Source organism: Parvimonas sp. oral taxon 393 str. F0440, assembly GCA_000223315.2.
Taxonomy (GTDB): Bacteria; Bacillota; Clostridia; order Tissierellales; family Peptoniphilaceae; genus Parvimonas.
Map to the genome: position 1 here is coordinate 569,927 of AFUS01000005.1, position 19,595 is coordinate 589,521.

Here is a 19,595-nt window from a genome sequence, read left to right on the forward strand (position 1 = left end):
TTATTCTCCTATATATTTTCTTCAGAGGCATATTGTAAAATTCCCAAAGCGATGAAACTTGAAAGAATTGAAGAACCTCCATAGCTAACAAAAGGAATTGTAATTCCCGTAAGCGGAATAAGTTTTAAAATCCCACCAAACATAATCAATGACTGAAAGGCGAAAATTAATGAAAGGCAGAAAGCTACATATTTGTAGAATTTATTATGTTGTTCCATAGAAGTTTTTATTCCCCTATAAGTTAGGATTAAAAACAACATAACTACTCCCATTCCCATTAAAATTCCCATTTCTTCACAAATACTTGCAAATATATAGTCACTTTCCGCAAAAGGAATATAATCAGGTCTGCCAAGTCCAAGACCTTTCCCGAAAAATCCCCCACTTGCTATAGCATAGAAACCTTGAATAATTTGGTAACCCATTCCGTCGGCATATTTAAAAGGATCCAGCCATATTTTTACTCTTACCTTAACATGAGTAAATAAAATGTATCCTAAAACAGCTCCAAAAGAAAGAATTATAAGATTGATAAACATATATTTTCTATGCGGTTCATACATATACTGTGCAAAGATAAAGACTCCTGAAAACACAAGTACAGTCCCCAAGTCCTTTTGTAAAAATAAAAATCCTAAAAAAGTATAGAAAAAGAAATGGAGACTATATCTCTTCAAAATATCTTTTTCAAACTTATCCCTATTCTTATAAAAAGCTGCAATAAGGAAAACAAATGCAATCTTTATTAGCTCGGATGGTTGGAAAGCAAAATTCGAACCTAATCTTATCCAATTCTTTGCACCATTAATTCTTCTACCGAATAGAATAGTTGCAATAAATAAAAGATAAGAAATTCCGGCATAAAAGTAATACATTTTACTCCAAATTTTTATATATTTTAAAATTAAATATACAATCCAAAAGGCTACAATTCCTATACAAAACCAGATAATTTGTCTATATGCCAATTTGTTATTCAGCCTGTAAATCTCTAAAATTCCAATGGAAAATAACATATTTGCAATAAGCATTATATAATAATCGCCCCTTGTAAACTTTTGTACCAATTTCCCTGAAATATATACAAAACCAATTAAGGCAACCATAAAAAATAATTTAGTTTTGTCAAAATTAGCAAAATCCCTAGCCATTATTAGAAATAGTCCTAAAATTTGAAAGAATAGTAAAAGACCTTGAATACTCTTTGTACTGACATAGGAATTTACATTTAGAGTTCTAAATCTTGACTTCAATACTTTACTAATCATCATCAACTTCCTCATTTACAAATAAGAACTCAATTCGACCAACGTCAATTAAATCCTTATCTTTAAGTTCAATAGCCTCTGTAATAGGTTCTCCATTTAGCAAAGTCCCATTTGCAGAACCTAAATCTTCAATAAAATAAATTCCGTCATCTTTAATAATTCTCATATGATTTTTAGAAATGAATTTATCATTTATTACAATATCATTAGAATCTCCACGACCCAATGTAGTTTCATCAGTTATATAATAATGTTCATGAACCTTAAAAGGAAGGCTCTCTTTTCTGTTTATAAGTTTCAGATAGGTATTGGAAACCTCAGTCATTTCACTTGTTGTACTTATATCAAAGTATATCATCTTTATTATATTGTAAATAAAATAATAGATAATAATTACAAAAATATATTTAAAAATAATCGCCATCAAGTCGTATAGCTTTAAATTTCCAAAGGTTTCAACTGAAAAAATACCTTCCAAAATATCAAAAATTTTATCCATATATCCTCCGTTTTTATGTTAAAATCCTAATTTACTAACTTTTATTTTACCATAAATACAAAAAGTAGTCAAAATTTAAGCTAAACTACATCCTGTTTTCAAATCACAAGTTCCAATCCATTTTTAGTAAGTCTATAAACCTTATCACAAACTTCATTAATATATTTTTTATCGTGGGAAACCGAAATTATCGCTCCTTTATATGATTTTAATAATTTTCTTATTTCTACTGACGAAAAAGGAGATAAATTTCTCGTAGGCTCGTCTAAAATCAAAACTTCCGGATTTTCTAAAATCATTTTTAAAAAGTAAATTTTTGCCTTTTGTCCTCCTGAAAGTGATTTTAAATTATGAAACATCTCATCTGCAGTAAACTTCATTGACCCTAAAAATGTTCTGATTTTTGTAGTCTCTTCCTTTTCGTAAGTCTTACTCAAATAATCTATAATGCTCATATCAACATTCATCTTATCGTCATAATTCTGGGGCATATAAGCAATCTTTACATTTTTCTTTATATTATTCAAAATTATCTTTAAAAGAGTTGTCTTTCCTATTCCATTTTCTCCGATTATACAGATTTTATCAGTACCAAATACCTTTAACTCTATATTTTCACTCAAAATTTTAGAACCGATGACAAGTTTTTGCAAATTCAAATCTATAATTTCCTTTTTTGAAGAATAATTAACAGCTTCATCAAATTTTACAAAAATAGATTCTTCATAATCAGGAAAATTAAGTAAATTCTCCTTTTCTTTTTCAAGTCTTCTCCCGATAGACTTTACAGTATGCATTTTTATTTTCAGCTCTTTCCCCCAAAAATCATTTTTTGTACTTCTGATTTCATGTTGCACTCTTTCATATATTTTCTGATATTTTCTTTGTTTCTTATCAAATTCTTCTCTTTGTTTTTTTGCAATTCTCTCCTGTCTTTCAATAGCATTTCCTCTATTCTCAACATAATTCTCATAATCCAACTTTTCAATTGAAATCTTCGGCTTTTGTTTTCTCATAAGCTGTTCAATATGAATAATTACATTTGCACAATTTTCAATTAAATCCTCATCGTGAGAAATAAAAATTATTGGAATATCAATGTTTTTTATGAAATTCTTAAGCCATTCAATAGAATTTATATCCAAATCATTACTAGGCTCGTCCAATAAAAGACAAGTAGGCTCTTTCATCAGTTCGCAAAATAAAATAAATTTAATTCTTTCCCCACCAGATAATTCACTTATCTTTTGCTTTTCATTTATTAAATTTTCATCAAAATTCAACTCTTTTAACAATTTGTAAAATAAATTATAGTCAAAAAAATCCTCTTTAATTTTATTCTCAAGATATTCCTTTGTTGAAAAATCTAAAATCTTTGCTTCTAAAATCTGTGGTAAATATCCAATAACTTCATTTTTCTTATTTATTTCTCCACTTATTTCAGCATATTCTTTTAAGCTCTCATCATCTACTATCGCCTTTAAAATGCTGGATTTTCCGTTTCCCTCTTCTCCGATTATACAAACTTTCATTCCGGTTTCTAAAGAAAAGCTGAAATCTTCAATCACAGTTCTTAAATCATTCACTAAATATATTGATAATTTTTTTATACTAAGCATATATCCTCCTAATTTAAGCCACAAAAAAATGGCAATCCACTTATTGCCATTTCAACATTCATTTTGCAACTCAAAAAGGAGTTCTAAAAAAGAACACAAAAAGGAATGTATAACTAAAATGGCAACAAAAAACTAAGCTCTAAAAAGCTATTAAATTTCTGTCTCATAATAGTTATCTAATTAACATTCCTTCCTCCTGAATTTTTTATTATTTTTTGATATATCTCTACATCACTTAAATTTTAACACAAACTAATTAAAGTGTCAAATTTTATTTAAAATAAATAAGTATTACTGCTATTATAATCACTAAAAGTATTCCCAAAAGAATATTTTTTCTTTTTATTCTTTTATCTTCGTATTCATCTGCAGATTTTTCGAAATCTTTAAGTATATCTTTAGGAATTGAAACCCTATTTACTTCTTTTTTGTCTCCGTCTTTATAAATATAATAAAGTTGTTCTCCATCACTCATTTTATAAGAATAGTTACCAATACTATAACCACTTACAAAATTAGATGTGTTGGAATTTGATGTGGAAATAATACTTTTTTCTGTAAACATCTCCGGCTCCAAAGTATCGACCATAGCTTTTGCCTTTTCTAAATCAAAATTATATTTATCTTTTACATATTTTACAGCTTCTTCTTTCCTGTTTTCTCTTATCAAAACATATAAATCATTATCATATATCCTTGATATTATTGAATTTTTAAACATATCGGAAAAATCAGTTTTTGATAAACCATGATTTTTACCTTCAAAAAATTCCAAGGTTTTTGTCATCTTATCAACTGTTTCTTTTGCGTCTTTAAAATCCATATTATATTTATTTTTAACATACTTTACAGCTTCTTCTTTTCTTTTCTGTTTTAATAAATCATATAATTCTTCGTCCATTGCTCACTCCAATATAATATATAGATTTCAAAAATTTTCAATATTTTCATAGACAAACAGTTTTAATTTATCCCAACAGTAAAAAATTCGATTTCTTTAAAATGTCAAATTTTAATTAAAGTAGAAATAAATTCCAACTATTAATGCTACCAACAAAATTCCCCAAAAGATATTTTTTTCCTATATTCTTTATCTTCATATTCATCTGAAGCTTTTTCTCCAGCTTTTTCAAACCATTTCAATATTTCACTAGGAATTGCAGTCCTACCGACTTCTCTTTTTTCTCCATCTTTATATGCAAAGAAATGTTGTTTTCCATCAATCATTTCATAGGAATAACTTTCGTTTCTATAACCACTTCCACATTTAGAAAAATCAGTTTTTGATGCAGAAACAATATTTTTTTCTGTAAATGCCATTAGATTATTTATATCTAAACTATCAACTATATTTTTTGCCGTTTTTAAATCAAAATTATATTTTTCTCTTACATATTTTATAGCTTCTACTTTTCTATTTTCTTTTATCAAAGCATATAAATTGTCATCAGATATTTCAGAAGTATCTAAATTTTTATTATCAGAATAATCTTCTTCAAATAATCCAAGATTTTTTCCATCAAAATATTCCACTTTTTCTACTAATTTATCAACTGTTTCTTTTGCTCTTTTAAAATCTATATCGTATTTATTTCTAACATACTTTACAGCTTCTATTTTTCTTTTTTGTTTTAATAATTCATATAATTCTTCGTCCATTATTCACTCCAATGTAATCTATGTAATTCTCCAAACTTTTCAAGTTCTGAAAAGTCTTGTTGTCTTAGTGCTTCATATAATACTATTGATACCGAATTTGAAAGGTTAAGAGATCGTATTTCTCCCCACATCGGTATTCTCACACAATGTTCTTCATTTTTAACTAAAATCTCTTCAGGTATTCCCTTACTCTCTTTCCCAAACATTATATAATCATTCGGAGAATAATCAACCTTATCGTAAGTTTTTTTTGCCTTTGTAGTTGCAAAATAGATATTTGCATTCGGATTTTTTTCATAAAAATCTTCAATATTTTCATAGACAAAAAGTTTTAACTTATCCCAATAATCAAGTCCTGATCTCTTTACCATCTTGTCATCAAGTGAAAAACCTAGTGGTTTTATTAAATGTAATTTAGTGTCTGTTGCGACACAGGTTCTTCCAATAGCTCCGGTATTGAAAGGAATTTCCGGTTCTAATAAAACTATATTAAACAAAATCTCTCTCCTTTTTTCTCTATCTATAAACATAATAAATACACAAATAACAAGCGAAATAGCACTTAACAAAATTGTCTTTAACCCAAAAAATTCACTAAATTTACTTCCTATAATCGCTCCGATAATAAAGCATAATATAACTGCAAAGTACATTAAACTATATTCTAAAAACTTTTTATTTTTTGTATAAAAATACTCCGCTAAATTGTGAGTTCCACCTCTTAAATTTCCAATACACATTGTTGTAGAAAAATCTATACCACAAACTTTTTTAAAACTTTGAACTTGTATTCCACAGGCAAAAGATGTAATTGCATTTGCTGTTTCATTCATATTTTCGGGAATAAAAGCTACACAAATAAGTAAAAATATTTCAAAAATTAATGCATTTTGTCGCCAATGTAATTTAAAATCACCTTTTTTTCTAAATAAATCAGCTAAAAAAATCCCAAAAGTAAAAAAAGATATTGGAAAAGCATATTTTAAACACATTGCCCAATTACCTTGAGAAGCATGAACTCCTAATAACAACATATTTCCAGTTTGTGCATTCGCAAAAACTTCTCCTCTTAAAAGATATGAATATGCATCCATAAGCCCCCCGCTTAATGCTAAAAAAATTGCAACTTCAATAGATTCAGACATTTGCATTGCTTTTTTCATATACAAAACTCCTTTTAAAATCTTCACAAAATAGTATATAACAAAAATATTTATTTTACAAGTTTTTACAATTTATAATTTGCATAAAAAAGAATGGTCAATAAAATCAACCATTCTAATTAAAATTTTTTAAGCTAAAAGTGTCAGGAATTTTGCAACTCCAATTCCAAAAAACGTTCCGGTAATAACTCCGATTAAAGCCATCAACACAGCTATAGGTACCAATGATTGTGAATACGCCGCTGCAAGTACAGGAGATGAAGCAACACCGCCTATATTTGAAAGAGAAGCTATACCACAAGTGAATAAATCAAGTTTGAATACTTTTCCGATAATAGCCATTAAAACTCCATGAATTATAAGAATTACAAAACCAGCTAAAATATATGCAGGAGCTTGTGTAAGTTCCATAAAGTTTGCATTTGATGCGATTAATCCAATTAACATATATAGTAATACATTTGAAATTTCAGGAGAACCAGGAATTCTTGCAAGTGGTGTCATTGCAAAAATAACTCCCAAAATTGTAGTTATAATTATAGTCCAACCGGTTGCTCCCATAAATGCAAGTGCAGGAATTTTCACCATTTCTTTTCCAATTATTCCTGTAATAGCAGTAACTCCAAGTGCAACACTCAATAAGAAAAACATATCTTGGAAAGTTATTTCTTTACTTATAGTTGAAAATTTTGCAGTTAGATGTTCATTAATATTATCAATTTTTGAAGTGTCAGCCTTTGTCCACTTGTTAAATTTATCAGCAAATGGAACTAAGAATAATAAGAACATTATCCATATTGAATAATCTATTGAGTCAATCAATAAAGTATAACCCATTCCTGAACCTTCAAGACCAACAGCTTGTTGTACTGCAACCATGTTTTGAGTTCCACCAACCCAACTTCCTGCTAGTGCTCCAAAAGTTAAAGGTGCATTGGATGCAAGTCTTCCTTTGAAAAGTAAGAATGCAACAACAAAACCAATCATTATTGTAAATGTTGCAGTGAAAAATGAAATTATCATTCTAGGACCTAGTTTTGCAATATCTCTAAGGTCAGCTCTCAACAACATTAAAAATATCATTGACGGTAATATTGCATCTTTTAAAACACTTCTAGCTTTCGATACACTTTCTGCACTCATATCCCAAACACCAAGTGTAGATAAAATCATAGCACCGAAATAGATAATAACCAAAGCAGGAACATATTTAAAAAATATTCCATTCTTAAACTTCTTTTCTAGGTAAATCAATATACCTGAAACAAAAATAACAGAGCAATAAATTGAAATCCATCTGTAATCATAAAAAACCTCCTAAAATATATTTTTAATAAGAAAAACCAAAATAATTTCGATAATTATTTCTTATTTATTCTATTTTACCACCTTAGGCAATCGTTGTCAAATATTTTTGATAATAAATATCTATATAATGACGCTATTACATAAAAAAACCCTATATCTTTTATATGGATTTAGGGTTTACTATTATTTTATTTAATCTTTTTTAAAACTATTTTTTAAAACATAATATAATTGACGTTTCATAATCTCCATTAGGATATTCAAATGGATTTACTAAATCTTCAAATCCTAATTTATGATAAAAATTGATTATTTTATCATTATTAAATTTCTTAGTGGATAATAAAATTTTATCATTGCCTAAATTTTCAATAAGACATTTCATCAATTTTTTTCCATAACCTTTTCCTTGATAGTTTTCAAGAACTGCTAATTCATTTAGCTCAAAAGTATTTTTATACCAGTCAATTCCTTTTGGTAACTGTGAATCAACTTGCATCGCCCACCAATTTTCTTTTAAAAAATCAAAACCATATACAAATCCAATTAACTTTTCGTTTTCAAAAGCACCAACTATTTTTATATTATTTTTCAAACTGTCATCAATTCTGGTGATTAAAAAATTCGCTGAAAAATCATCACTTTTAAAAACCTCTTTGTATATCTTTGCCATTTCTCCTTTATACTTTTCTATTTCATCTAAAGTTAATGTTTTAATCATAAAATCACCCCCGTTTATTAATCAATAATTCTAAATATAAAAAAATTCAAAAATTTATCATCCTAAATAATTTAATTATTTTGGCAAATCTTTTGTAATTCATTAAATGTATCAAATAATTTGTTTTCTCCTACAAGTATATTTATAACATCTCCATTTATTATTGTAGTTTCTCCGTTTGGTATTATCTCTTCGACTCCTCTGTCAATATTTATAATTAACATTCCCTTTGGAAATTTCACTTCTTTTATTTTCTTATTTTCTATCTCACTTCCGATTTCAACAACTATACTCATAGTCATTTTTTCCCCATCTTTTGAAGTAGCGATATTTTCTTTTTCCATTAATCTCTCTAAAAGATATTCGTAAATAGGTAGTGATTTTAGATAATTCGGAACAGAATAAGTTATAAGGCATACTATTGAAAGAGGTAATAGATAGGAAAGATTACCTGTCATTTCAAAAATTAAAATTATTGAAGTAAGTGGTGCTCTAACTATTGCAGTCAAATACCCTGCCATCCCTAAAACTATAAAACTATTTATATAAACAGGATCTACAACTTTTCCAAAAATTGTCCCTATAGTTGCACCTAAAACTAAAATAGGAAAGAAAATTCCACCGGGAACTCCTGAACTAAAGCAAATTATTGAAAATAATAATTTTACTATAAAAATTATTATAAGCATATAAATTGGATAATCAACACTTTGTAGCTCTTTCATCAAAAATCCGCCACCACCCAATAAATTAGGCATAAAGGCTAAAATTAATATAGGTAGTAAAAAATATGGTATTAGCTTAAATTCTTGTTTTATCTTCAATCCATCTTGAACTTTCATAAAAAATTCCATTAAAAAGATATAAAGCACTCCTAAAAGAGATAAAACAACTGCAAATAAAATCAAAGTCCAATAATTTACTAATGGTAATTTTTCCGCCAGACTAAAACTAAAAACTGTTTCCGTTCCATATAATATTTTTGAAACTAAATCTGCAGTTATTGTAGAAGCCATACAAGCTACTAAAAGTTTTTTGCTGATATGTCTATGCACTTCTTCAACTGCAAATAATATTCCTGCTACAGGTGCATTAAAAGCTGCTGCAAGTCCTGCACTTGCACCACAAGTTATTAAAAATTTTTCAACAGTTTTATTTTTCTTTAATTTTTTTGAAACTAACTTTCCACTCATTGCACCAATTTGAATTGAAGGACCTTCACGACCCACTGAAAAACCTGCTAAAGCTGTTAAAGCTCCTCCAACAATTTTCGCAAATAAAAGTTTTTCAGGATTTGGATTGATATATCCCTTTATTTCAGCTTCTACTTGAGGTATTCCGGAACCACCACAAAATTTTGACATTCTCTTAATCTTCGTAACTAAAAAAGAAATCAAAATAAGTACAATAAAAATAATAGGATAAATATAAAAATGACTTTTACTAAAATTTATAATTACTCCTAAAATTCCTTCTATTCCGTGTATAATATAACGATAGAAACTTGAAAATCCCCCTGCAACTATTCCCACTAAAATTCCATAAAAAAGTAATTTTAAATCTTCTTTTCTATGATTATTACTAACATTTTCTAAATTTTTCATAAAAAACTCCTAAAAATAAATATCTTATAATTATTTTATCACAAAAATAACAATAAAAAAAGTTTTGATAACAATCAAAACTTTATCTAAATATTTCTTCTAATTCGCTATTTGTAATTTCTCGATACTCTCCAAGTTTAAGCTCTTCATCTAAATTCAAATTTCCAATGCTCACTCTTTTTAGTTCTACAACTTCATTTCCTACGTATTCCAACATTCTCTTTACTTGATGGAATTTTCCTTCAGAAATTGTAAGGTAAATTTCTCTTTTTGAAATTTCTTCAACCTTTGCATTTTCCGTTGTAAAGTCTTCTTTTTCAAAGTAAATTCCATTTTCAAGATTTTCAATTTGTTCCTTTGTAATATCATCTCTTAAAGTTACAAAATATTTTTATTTACTTTTTTCTTCGGATTTGTAACATTGTAGGAAAATTTCCCGTCATTTGTTAAAATCAAAAGACCTGTTGTGTCTATATCAAGTCGTCCAACTGGAAACAATTCCATATTAGAGTATGGAAATTCTAATAAATCCAAAACTGTAGGAAGTTTTGAATCAAAGGTTGCACTGATATAGTCCTTAGGTTTATTCAACATCAAATAAGTAAATTCTTTATAAATTACAATTTCATCATCAAATAAAATTTCGTCTTTTTCAATATCAACTTGAGTATTTGGACTTTTTTCAAATTTTCCATTAAGCTTTACTCTACAAGTTTTTAAATACTTTTTTATTTCACTTCTCGAACCAATTCCCATATGACAGAGAAATCTATCAATTCTTATCTTCATCTTACCTCACTATCAGCTTATTGCTATCCTTAATATTTTTGTATTTTAATGAATATTTTTCAAAAATGTATTTTAACTAAAACACACTTTCTATTTTCTTTTTCTTCTAAAGTCATTATTTAATGACAATAATAATACTGCTAAAACTATCAATCCGCAACCTATTACTTTAAAAATAGTCATAGATTCGTTAAGGAAAAATATCCCCAAAACTACACTTGTTATAGGTTCAAAAGTACAAAGTATTGAGGCTGTTGTAGCACCACAGTATTTAACCCCAAATTGTAAAAATGCATTTCCAAAAATTGAAGTTAAAAATGAAATTAAAATTGTAAGTCCCCAAGCCATTGGTGTAAGTCCAAAAGTAAGTTGCCCTGTAACTTTTCCAAGAACAAAAATCCCTACGATATTAAATAAACTGATATACAATGTACATTTAAAAGGATCCATATGTTTAAAACCACTTTTATCCAAATATACTAAGAATAAACTATATGTTACACCTGATAAAGCTGCCAAAAATATTCCGAATGTACTTCCTCCTGTAACATCATCAACCAACATCACAATCCCTATCATTGAAAAAATAAGTGCTGACATCTTCTTTAAAGTGACTTTTTCTTTAAAAAATAAAATACAAATAAAATAAACAACACAAGGATAGATAAAATGTATAGTAGTTGCCATACCGACAGAAATGTAATTATATGATCCATAAAGGGCTGTCGTAGTAATTCCTATCCCTAAGAAAGAAAGAGCAATAAAATGAAAAAATTCTCTTTTTGTAATCTTCATAGGAGTATGATTTTTTCTCATTCCAACATATAAAAACGGCAATCCTAAAAACGCTCTTAAAAATGTTAGAGTAATAGCATTGTTTCCTCCGGCATAAGTAAGTTTTGCAAGTATTGGCGTAAAGCCGAAAACAAATGCAGAAATAATTGTAAATATAATACCTTTAATAAAATTCATCTATACCTCCTCCTATATTAGAAAAATATTTCAGATACAATTTCATCGTTTTGATTCCACTTTATCATCAATTCGGTATAATCATCATTTAAGTATAAATCAAATATTTTATCTATGCTATAACTCTTTCCATCAGAATTTTTAAATTCTTCAACTCCCATCCAAAAGAGTTTTCCCTCGATATTATTTTCAATCAATTCTCCTGAAAAATCTTCAGTATAATATAAAAATCCTAACTCTCTCTTATTATTAATTTCATCAATCCAGCTGACAGTTCCTTTTAATTTTAAATTCCTTACATTTAATCCGGTTTCTTCAAAAACTTCTCTAACACAGGAATCATATAGGACTTCTCCCGTTTCAACATGTCCTCCGACAAAAGTAAGACCTTCCCAACCATGTTTCTTTACTTTATCCAAAATTAAAATTCTATCCTTATCTCTATCATAAATCATACACATATTTACTAAAATAGTTTCCATAAATCCTCCAATAATATTATGAAAAATAAACAATACTTTATTATTATATCATTTAATACAGCAAACACACAATACATAACTTTATTGAGATAATAAAAAGTTAAAAAATATTAAACTACGTGATAAAAATTTCTTTATCTAACTCTATTAATAATTCTTCTAATAATACTAATGAAAAAATCCGACCATTCAGTCGGATTTATTTTAAAATATTTATGGTAAAACAGTTTCTACAACTTCTAAAATTGTTGCGAAGAATCTTCCTACTCTGGTAAGTACTCCAGCCTTTGAATAGTCTTCTTTAGCAACTAAATCAACTGTCGCAATTACTTCTTTGGAATTTTTAACTTGGATTTCTCCTACTTTATCTCCTTTTTTAAAGGTAATTTAACATCTCCGATATTAACTTCCGTTTCATAATTTATTCCTTTCATTGAAACTCTGTCAACATCTTCTTTAACAACCAATTCTACATAACCTTGACTTGAAGATTTTAATTCAACTTTTTTCACAAATTTTCGTGAATCAATAATTTTTCTGGTCTCTATATTTTGTTTTGCATAGTTTAGCATATCTTTCATATATTGAGCCCTATCAGCTTTAGTTTTTGCTCCCATTAAAACGGAAATTATTCTAAATTCACTTTCGCCTTTTTTTATTTTCATTGTAGAAACTAAACAATATCCCGCTTCATCAGTATGTCCTGTCTTTAAACCGTCTACTCCTTCAACTTGTCCAACTAGAGGAATCGTACTTTCTTTTTTGAAATTTCTTGAAGGTTGTTCTAAAACCGTAGTTTTTGCATATTCTAAAACTTCAGGATATTTTTCAATTATAGCTTTTGAAAGTAGAAAAACATCTCTTGTTGACATTTTATTGTCTTGACCATTTTTCATAAGACCTGAAGCATTTGTAAAAGTAGAATTTTGAAGTCCAAGTTCCTTTGCCTTTTCGTTCATCATCGTTACAAATTTACTTTCAGTTTCTGCAATGGTTTCTGCAAGTGCTACAGCAGAATCATTTCCTGAAACAATCATAAGCCCATCAAGTAAATCTTTAATACTGATTTGTTCTCCTGATTTTAAATCTAAACTTGAGCCTTCTTCTGAACTCGCATTTTTAGAAACTTTAACTTTATCTTCCATTTTTATTTTGCCTTCGGAAATACTTTCCTTAACTAAATAATAAGTCATAAGTTTTGAAATACTTGCTATTGATAAAGGTTCATCTATATTTTCAGCAACAAATAAAGCTCCGGAGTTAGCATCCCCAATTAAAGATGCAGTAGTTTTATTTTCAATTCCAAATATTGCAAAAGACTTTCCAGCCCCTACAAGACAAATTGAAAATATTAATACTAAACTAAGTAATGCTTTTTTAAATTTCATAATACTCCCCTATTTTCTTATCTCATCCAAACCCATATATTTTCTTAAAACATACGGAATTTCTATACTTCCATCTTCTCTTTGATAGTTTTCCAAAACTGCTGCAAAAGTTCTTCCAACAGCTAATCCAGAACCATTTAATGTATGAACGAATTTAACTTTGCCGTCTTCATCTCTAAATCTGATATTAGCACGTCTTGCTTGGAAATCTTCAAAGTTTGAGCAAGAAGAAATTTCTACATATCTTCCGTAACTTGGCATCCAAACTTCTATATCATAAGTCTTTGCACTTGTAAAACCAATATCTCCAGTACATAAACAAACTACTCTGTATGGAATTTCTAAGAGTTTTAAAATTTCCTCAGCATCATTTGTAAGTTTTTCCAATTCATCATAACTATTTTCAGGATTTACAAATTTAACCATTTCAACTTTATCAAATTGATGATTTCTGATTAAACCTCTTGTATCTCTACCTGCGGAGCCCGCTTCTTGTCTAAAACAATAAGTAAAAGCTGTATAGTAAGTTGGAAGTTTTTCAAATTCTAAAATTTCATTTGCTAAAAGATTAGTAACAGGAACTTCAGCAGTTGGTGCTAAAAATAAATCCTTTGAAGGAACATGGAACATATCATCTTCAAACTTAGGTAGTTGTCCTGTTCCATACATTGAATTTCTGTTAATCAAAACAGGAACTCCAACTTCTTCATAGCCTTGTCCACTATGTAAATCAAGCATAAAGTTTATTAATGCTCTTTCAAGTTTTGCACCCAAACCTTTAAATACTGAAAATCTTGATCCAGATATTTTAACTGCTCTTTCAAAATCTAAAATATCCAAATCCACACCTAAATCCCAATGTGCTTTAACTTCAAAATCAAATTTTTTAGGTTCTAAAAATCTTCTGATTTCTACATTATCTTCATCACTTTTTCCAATCGGAATATCTTTATTTGGTGTATTAGGAATACTTAAAAGTGCTTTTCTAATTTCTTCATCCAAATCTTTTACTTTAATGTCAAGCTCTTTAATTTCATCAGAAAGTAATTTCATTTCTTTAAAAAGTTCTGAAACATCTACTCCCTCTTTTTTTAACTTTGGAACTTGTTTTGAAACTTCATTTTGTCTCGCTTTTTTATTTTCAACTTCAAAAATTATTTCTCTTCTCTTTTCGTCAAGCTCAAGAACTTTATCTATATTATAATTTCCAAATCTTGAATTTAAACTTTCAATAACTTCTTCTTTATTCATTCTAATTCTTCTTATATCTAACATAATTATACCTCTTTCTTTTCAAACTCTTCAGCAGGATTTTTTACAGAATATCCTTTTTTCTCCAATCTACTTTCTATATATTCCTTCAATGTTGTATAAATTACTACAAACACCGGTACAGAAAGTAAAAATCCTATAACTCCAAATAGACTACCGCCCAGCACAAGTGCAAAGATAACCCAAAATGAACTTATGCCTAAACTCTTTCCTGAAACTCTAGGAGATATTACATTTGCATCTATCATAGATACTATCACTACAATTATTACAAACCATAAAGCAGTATTAAATGTTGAAGTGAAAAGTAATACAATAACTATCGGTATTGCTCCAAGATAACATCCAAACCATGGAATTAAATTTGTAAAACCTAGTGTAAATGCAAATAAAAGTGCATAGTCAAGTTTCATAATTAATAAAATTATATAAAAAGTTATTCCTACAATTATCGCTCCAATTCCCTTTGCCAAAAGATAGGATCTTAAAGTATAGTCGAACCTTTTTACAATTTTAAAAGTAATTCTATTTGATTTTTCGGGAAAAACTGCTATCATAAATTTTTTCAAAATTCTTGAAAAATTTTCCTTATCATATAGCAAATACCCCGATATTATTATAGCTAAAATTATATTTAAAAACAAGGATATAACCCTTGTTGCAAAAGTTGCAACCCAAGGAATCATATCTGTTAAAAATGTTGTAGAAAAAGTTGCAAACTCCGTCAATTTACCATTGATAAAAGATCTAATTTCCGAACTTATCTCAATATTTTGCAACATATACTTTGCTCTTTCAACTCCCATATCTATAAAAAACGGAGTCCTGTCCACAAATAGTTTTATATTTGAATAAAATTGCGGAATAATGTATTTTAAAAGTAAAACTATAAATGCAAAAAATATAAAATACGTTAAAAGCATTGATAACATTCTAATATTTTTATACTTTTGTTTTTTAAAAAACTCAAAATTTAAAAATATATTTTCAAAAAATTTTACAAAAAAGTTTAAAATATATGCAATCGCTCCACCTAATATAAAAGGCATCAAAATATATTTTATATTAGCAGTATATGAAATTATGGATTTCATATTTGAAAATATAAAATAACAAAGTATGGAAATAGTAAATATTAAAACACCTGTTATAACATTTACTGTATTCTTTTGTTCCCAGTTAAATTTCATAACTACCTCCTATAATTTCATATTTTTACTAATTTTTTCTCTTAAATCAGAAGGTGGAAAAACAAAAAACTTAAAATTCCCTCTAATTCTACTTGCAACTCTGGAATCATAGTATTCAGCTAAGTCATATTCAGAGAGATTTGAAGTTATAACTGTATTTAAACCCTTTTCGAATCTATAATCTAAAAGTGAACTTAAAAAACTGTTATTATTCTTATTGGAAATTTCATTTCCAAGGTCGTCAATCACTAAAAAATTTACATTCCTTACAAAATCAATCCTATCTTGTAATTCTTTTTTATCTCTATAAAAGCTGTAACTATAATTTGCCATAAGTTCAAAAAATTCCGTAGCAGTTATAAAACATGCCCTTTTTCCCTTATCTAAGAGATAATTTACCATTGAAGATGCAAAATATGTCTTTCCTGCACCGCTTTTGCCATAAAAGAATATTCCATAATCTTTAATTTTAAGATTATCACAATAATCTTTTGAAAAATTTATAAGTTTTTCAATATATTCTCTGGAATTTACAAGTCTATTAACATGTTCAAAATTGCCTTCAAATAGAGAAAAATCAAAATTAGAAAAATTTTGTTCTCTTTTCTTATTTGAAAATCCGCTCTCTAAAACTCTATCATCAACTAAGTCTTTCATTATACAACTACAAACGGAGCCATTATAATATCCTGTATCTTTACATTTTTCACAAACATAATATTTATTCAAATATTCTTTTGAAAATCCATTTTTTAAAAGTAGTTCATCAATGCTTTTTTCAATTTTTTCAAATTCTACTCTATCTTTTGAACAATCCAAATTTAAAAGTGTGGACTTCATAATTTTAGTTGCTAATTCATTTTTCTTCGATATTAAATTTTCAATATTTTCAATAGAAGAATAAAGCTCTCTTCTTCTTTCTTCTTTTATTTTCTCTCTTAATAAAGGTCTTTTACTAAGACTTTTTAAAACTAATTCATCTAAATTCATAATTAATACCTATCGAGCAATTGTGATGTTGCTGAATTTTCATCGTTTTTCATTTTTTCTCTTTTTTCTTCTTCTGTTAATATATGTTCTTTTTCTATATATTTCTTAGTATTTTTACTATATCTTTTAATTTTATTTTTGTCTTTATTTTCAAGAAAACATTTCAAATCTTCAACTGTTGAAATATTATTATCTCTCTTCCAAACTCTTAAAATTCCGATAATATAATCTACCGACATACTTTTTCCAATGCTTTTGGCATACTCATAAGCCTTATAAACCAAATCCATACCATGTCCGGTTTCTTCAATATGTGAAATAATTTTAGTTATCTCATAAGGCTTTAAACTTAAACCGGTAATTTCTTCAATTTTTTCAAAATACTCTCTATTGTCAATCATCGGTTTTTCTTTTTCTTCTTCTACATTATCATCATAGATGCCACCGGCATATAGTGCAAAATTGTTTACAAATTCTATTTTTTCTACACATCCATCTTCGTTCAAAGAATAGTCCAATAGTTGATTATTTTTCCAATATTTCAGAGCATTCATAATTTGAACTTTAGAAAATCTAAGCTCCTCTGCTATAGAGTCTATTGTCAATTCACTCTTATATGAGCCGAAAAGTCTTTTATATAAAAATAAATAAACTTTTAGCGAAATCTCATCAGCGATTGGCAAGTAGTTATCCAAAAACATATTTTCAATAGGAGTTACTCCGGGTTGAATTATTGACTTTTTAAAACTTATTTCCACTCCTATCCCACCTTTCTAAAAATTTTAATCTATCTAATTTCATCGTGAAAATTTTGGAATAAATTATTCCGCTTTTTTCTTCAAAATATTCCTTTGTTTCTTCATATCTCTTTAAATTTTGCATTTTTTGAACTTCAAAATCCCCAAGAAATTCACTTATCTTCTCAAAACCGACTTTTTCATAGAGTTTTATAGCTCTCTGATTAAAGGCATTTACATTTAACCAAATAGAATATTTGTCGAAATTTTCAAAATAATATTCTAAAAATATTCTTAACGATTTAAAACCATAACCTTTTGAACAAAACTTTTCATCAAAACTAAGGGATAATTCAAAATTACTGTTCAAAAAACTTATTCTACTGATAGAAATATATCCTATCATAATATCTTTTAAGAAAACTGCAAAATAATTATTCTTCTTTGATTTAATTTTCTTTTCCCAATTTTTTAAATCTGATTCTGTCAAAAAACAAAGATTATAATCGGTAAGCAAAATATCATCATAGGGAGAGAAATTTTTAAAACTCTTTAAATAATTCTTTTCAAATTTTTTAATTTTAATATCACCATCTTCAATTAAAAAATTATCCATTAAAAAGCTCCTTATCCCTATCAGTTTGTAAATCAATAAATCTGGTACATTCCTTAATAAAGTTAAGTTCAACAGTTCCTGTTTCCCCATTTCTATGCTTTGCAATAATCAATTCAATTTGATTTTTAACTTCCGCTTCTTCATTTTGATAATCTTCTCTATAAAGTAAAATTACAACGTCAGCATCCTGTTCTATCGCACCTGATTCTCTTAAGTCACTAAGTTTAGGTTTTCTTCCGCTCTTTTCACTATCACGAGATAATTGACTCAATGCCAAAATAGGAACGTCCAATTCCTTTGCCAAGGCTTTTAAATTTCTGGAAATCGTAGAAATTTCCTGTTGTCTATTTTCATTTCTACCTTCAGAAGTCATAAGTTGTAAATAGTCTATCATAATAAAGTCAAGACCGCCGTCAGCCTTAAGTCTTCTACATTTGCTTCTAAGCTCCGTTATGGAAATACCGGCAGTATCATCCATATAAATAGATTTTCCTGCAATTAGGGAACTGGCTTCAAAAATATCATCCCATTCACTTATTTCACCACTTATCAATTGTTTCAAATTTACAAGAGAAAGAGAACTTAACATTCTTTGAGCTAATTGTGTTTTACTCATTTCCAAAGAAAAAATTGCAACTCTAAAATCTTTTTGTGCTGCATTTAAAGCGATATTCACAGCTAAAGCAGTTTTACCAACGGAAGGTCTTGCAGCGAGTAAAATTAAATCTTTTCTTTGCATTCCAAGCAAAACTCTGTCCAAATCGGCAAAGCCTGTAGGAATACCGGTTACTGAACCTTTATTTTTACTTCTTTTATCCAGTATATCTATAAGTTCTGTAAGTGTATCTTTTATATGAGTAAGTCCCGTTCTATTTTCATTTTGAGATAATTCAAAAATTTGACTCTCAACTGATTTTAAAACTTTGTCATAATCTTCATTTTTATAAGCTCTATCTTTTATATTATCCAGAATAAAAAGTAAATTTCTGGTATCAGCCTTATCTTTTACAATTTTACAGTAATTTTCAATATTTGATGAAAAAGCTACTGTATTTACAATTTCAACAACTCCTACAATTCCATTGTTGGCTTCAGTATCAAAGCCCATTGCTTCCATTTTATTGATTACTGTAAGAGGATCGACATTTGTATTTTCTCTTGATAATTCCAAGATTGAACTGAATATATCTTTATGCCAACCTAAATAAAAATCTTGTCTCTTTAATTTTTCAAAAACATATTCCCTTTTATTTGGCTCTGTAATCATTATCGACAAGACGCATTTTTCAGCTTCTAAGTCGTAAATATTATGCATAAA

The 19,595-nt window shown here is 27.8% G+C and carries 21 protein-coding genes; all 21 read right to left on the bottom strand.

Going from position 1 to position 19,595, the window contains the following annotated elements; all coding sequences use genetic code 11:
* Positions 1-8: 8 nt before the first annotated feature.
* Positions 9-1,271: an FtsW/RodA/SpoVE family cell cycle protein gene (locus tag HMPREF9127_RS07225; RefSeq protein WP_255261739.1), complete on the bottom strand. Its 1,263-nt coding sequence runs from the start codon at positions 1,269-1,271 to the stop codon at positions 9-11.
* Entirely contained in the window at positions 1,261-1,767 is a 507-nt protein-coding gene (locus HMPREF9127_RS07230) for an FHA domain-containing protein (RefSeq protein WP_009449074.1), read from the bottom strand. The genes HMPREF9127_RS07225 and HMPREF9127_RS07230 overlap by 11 nt, the downstream gene beginning before the upstream one ends.
* Before the next feature lie 98 nt (positions 1,768-1,865).
* On the bottom strand, positions 1,866-3,386 hold the full coding sequence (locus tag HMPREF9127_RS07235) for an ATP-binding cassette domain-containing protein (protein ID WP_009448492.1): 1,521 nt from the start codon (positions 3,384-3,386) through the stop codon (positions 1,866-1,868).
* Between the two features lie 271 nt (positions 3,387-3,657).
* Positions 3,658-4,287 (bottom strand): hypothetical protein, encoded by a 630-nt coding sequence (locus HMPREF9127_RS07240; RefSeq protein ID WP_009448712.1) that lies wholly within the window; start codon positions 4,285-4,287, stop codon positions 3,658-3,660.
* Positions 4,288-4,433: 146 nt separating this feature from the next.
* Positions 4,434-5,045 (bottom strand): 50S ribosomal protein L7/L13, encoded by a 612-nt coding sequence (locus HMPREF9127_RS07245; protein WP_009448938.1) that lies wholly within the window; start codon positions 5,043-5,045, stop codon positions 4,434-4,436.
* Entirely contained in the window at positions 5,045-6,208 is a 1,164-nt protein-coding gene (locus HMPREF9127_RS09870; protein ID WP_009448864.1) for a DUF1275 family protein, read from the bottom strand. The genes HMPREF9127_RS07245 and HMPREF9127_RS09870 overlap by 1 nt, the downstream gene beginning before the upstream one ends.
* Positions 6,209-6,337: 129 nt before the next feature.
* Positions 6,338-7,462 (bottom strand): DUF819 family protein, encoded by a 1,125-nt coding sequence (locus tag HMPREF9127_RS07260; protein ID WP_009449146.1) that lies wholly within the window; start codon positions 7,460-7,462, stop codon positions 6,338-6,340.
* 262 nt (positions 7,463-7,724) lie between these two features.
* The gene (locus HMPREF9127_RS07265) at positions 7,725-8,237 is read right to left on the bottom strand and encodes a GNAT family N-acetyltransferase (RefSeq protein WP_009449012.1); all 513 of its coding nucleotides are present in this window, start codon (positions 8,235-8,237) and stop codon (positions 7,725-7,727) included.
* 71 nt (positions 8,238-8,308) lie between these two features.
* A complete protein-coding gene (locus HMPREF9127_RS07270) occupies positions 8,309-9,841 on the bottom strand; it encodes a ClC family H(+)/Cl(-) exchange transporter (RefSeq protein ID WP_009448930.1) in 1,533 nt (510 codons plus the stop codon).
* A gap of 82 nt (positions 9,842-9,923) precedes the next feature.
* The gene (locus tag HMPREF9127_RS09630) at positions 9,924-10,058 is read right to left on the bottom strand and encodes a pseudouridine synthase family protein (protein WP_255261740.1); all 135 of its coding nucleotides are present in this window, start codon (positions 10,056-10,058) and stop codon (positions 9,924-9,926) included.
* Positions 10,059-10,219: 161 nt separating this feature from the next.
* On the bottom strand, positions 10,220-10,630 hold the full coding sequence (locus HMPREF9127_RS09635) for a pseudouridine synthase (RefSeq protein ID WP_009448837.1): 411 nt from the start codon (positions 10,628-10,630) through the stop codon (positions 10,220-10,222).
* A 90-nt stretch (positions 10,631-10,720) separates the two neighbouring features.
* Entirely contained in the window at positions 10,721-11,602 is an 882-nt protein-coding gene (locus HMPREF9127_RS07280) for a DMT family transporter (RefSeq protein ID WP_009448779.1), read from the bottom strand.
* A gap of 17 nt (positions 11,603-11,619) precedes the next feature.
* Complete coding sequence (locus HMPREF9127_RS07285) at positions 11,620-12,084, bottom strand: 8-oxo-dGTP diphosphatase (RefSeq protein WP_009448690.1); 465 nt, start codon at positions 12,082-12,084, stop codon at positions 11,620-11,622.
* 213 nt (positions 12,085-12,297) lie between these two features.
* Positions 12,298-12,471, bottom strand: a complete 174-nt coding sequence (locus HMPREF9127_RS09875) for a hypothetical protein (protein WP_141557550.1) — start codon at positions 12,469-12,471, stop codon at positions 12,298-12,300.
* A complete protein-coding gene (locus tag HMPREF9127_RS07290) occupies positions 12,444-13,472 on the bottom strand; it encodes a D-alanyl-D-alanine carboxypeptidase family protein (RefSeq protein WP_009448614.1) in 1,029 nt (342 codons plus the stop codon). Before HMPREF9127_RS07290 ends, HMPREF9127_RS09875 begins: the two co-directional genes overlap by 28 nt.
* A gap of 9 nt (positions 13,473-13,481) precedes the next feature.
* Positions 13,482-14,747 carry a serine--tRNA ligase gene (gene serS, locus HMPREF9127_RS07295; protein ID WP_009448511.1) on the bottom strand — a complete coding sequence of 422 codons (1,266 nt, stop codon included), beginning with the start codon at positions 14,745-14,747 and terminating at the stop codon, positions 13,482-13,484.
* 2 nt (positions 14,748-14,749) lie between these two features.
* Entirely contained in the window at positions 14,750-15,934 is a 1,185-nt protein-coding gene (locus HMPREF9127_RS07300; RefSeq protein WP_009448562.1) for an AI-2E family transporter, read from the bottom strand.
* 9 nt (positions 15,935-15,943) lie between these two features.
* Positions 15,944-16,924, bottom strand: a complete 981-nt coding sequence (locus HMPREF9127_RS07305; protein ID WP_009449020.1) for an ATP-binding protein — start codon at positions 16,922-16,924, stop codon at positions 15,944-15,946.
* Between the two features lie 2 nt (positions 16,925-16,926).
* A complete protein-coding gene (locus HMPREF9127_RS07310) occupies positions 16,927-17,682 on the bottom strand; it encodes a DnaD domain-containing protein (RefSeq protein ID WP_009449096.1) in 756 nt (251 codons plus the stop codon).
* A complete protein-coding gene (locus HMPREF9127_RS07315; RefSeq protein WP_009448644.1) occupies positions 17,666-18,277 on the bottom strand; it encodes a GNAT family N-acetyltransferase in 612 nt (203 codons plus the stop codon). Before HMPREF9127_RS07315 ends, HMPREF9127_RS07310 begins: the two co-directional genes overlap by 17 nt.
* On the bottom strand, positions 18,270-19,592 hold the full coding sequence (gene dnaB, locus HMPREF9127_RS07320; protein ID WP_009448928.1) for a replicative DNA helicase: 1,323 nt from the start codon (positions 19,590-19,592) through the stop codon (positions 18,270-18,272). The genes HMPREF9127_RS07315 and dnaB overlap by 8 nt, the downstream gene beginning before the upstream one ends.
* Positions 19,593-19,595: the final 3 nt, after the last annotated feature.